At 33.3% G+C, this 927-nt stretch carries 1 protein-coding gene; it reads right to left on the reverse strand.

All coding sequences use genetic code 11. The features are described from left to right. A partial coding sequence (locus tag OYV_RS04035) for a Sapep family Mn(2+)-dependent dipeptidase (RefSeq protein ID WP_152550848.1) occupies nucleotides 1–642 on the reverse strand: 642 nt, incomplete at its 3' end. Nucleotides 643–927: the final 285 nt, after the last annotated feature.

The raw sequence follows: 927 nt of genomic DNA on the forward strand, positions 1-927 counted from the left end.
AACATTAGAGGCTTGCCCGCTTTGAATACTTACAATTCTATTATCTAAAACTGTGCCTTCAAAAGTAAAATCCCCAATTCCTTTTTCGCAATAAATAGCAGGAAAATGGCTGTCAGGAACAAAACCAGATACAGGCAATTCAGGGACTTGTTTAAAATAGTGTTTCATACAACGAAATCCAGTTTCTTCATCGACACCCAAAATTAATTTAATTCTTTTTGAAAGCGGCAAATTTAGTTCGTGCAATATTTTCAAAGCCCAGAAAGCTGCCATTGTAGGACCTTTATCGTCTTGGGTTCCTCTGCCATAAAGCGTGCCATCAACAATTAAAGCCGCATAAGGTGGATAGTCCCAACCAGTTCCTGCTGGCACTACATCCAAATGACCAATCATACCAACCCATTCTTTTTGGTTGCCGTATTCAATATGACCAGCGTATCCTTCTAAATTCAGGGTTTTAAAGCCGCTTTGGGAGCCTAAATCAAGCATAAAATCAAGGGCTTGTTGATTTCCTTCGCCAAAAGGAGCACCTGTTCTATTAGGGTCAAAGGTGGTAAGTTCAGTGTTAATTTTTAATAATGTTTGCAAAGCCTCAATTAAGGCGTCTTTTCTTTTTAAAACCTCTTTTTTAAAATCAATCATTTTCTAACCTCTTTATTATTTTTATTTTTTTGTTAATTTTGGTAATTTTAATTTTTTTGTTTGTTGCTTGTGTTGTTTTTTGTTTGTATATTTTGTTGGAAACACTTGCAAAATCAAAAACACAAACACAAAATAAAATGTAAGCGTAGATAAGGTATTTTTTTAATTTCGGTCATAATAATCAATATTAATCCATATAATAAGCAGATATTTGAGCAAAAATAAGAGGGAAAGGCGGAAAACAAAATATTAATTCTACATTTATTTTTATACTTTATCTACACC

Origin of the sequence: 'Chrysanthemum coronarium' phytoplasma (assembly GCF_000744065.1) — a bacterium.
Taxonomy (GTDB): Bacteria; Bacillota_I; Bacilli_A; order Acholeplasmatales; family Acholeplasmataceae; genus Phytoplasma; species Phytoplasma asteris.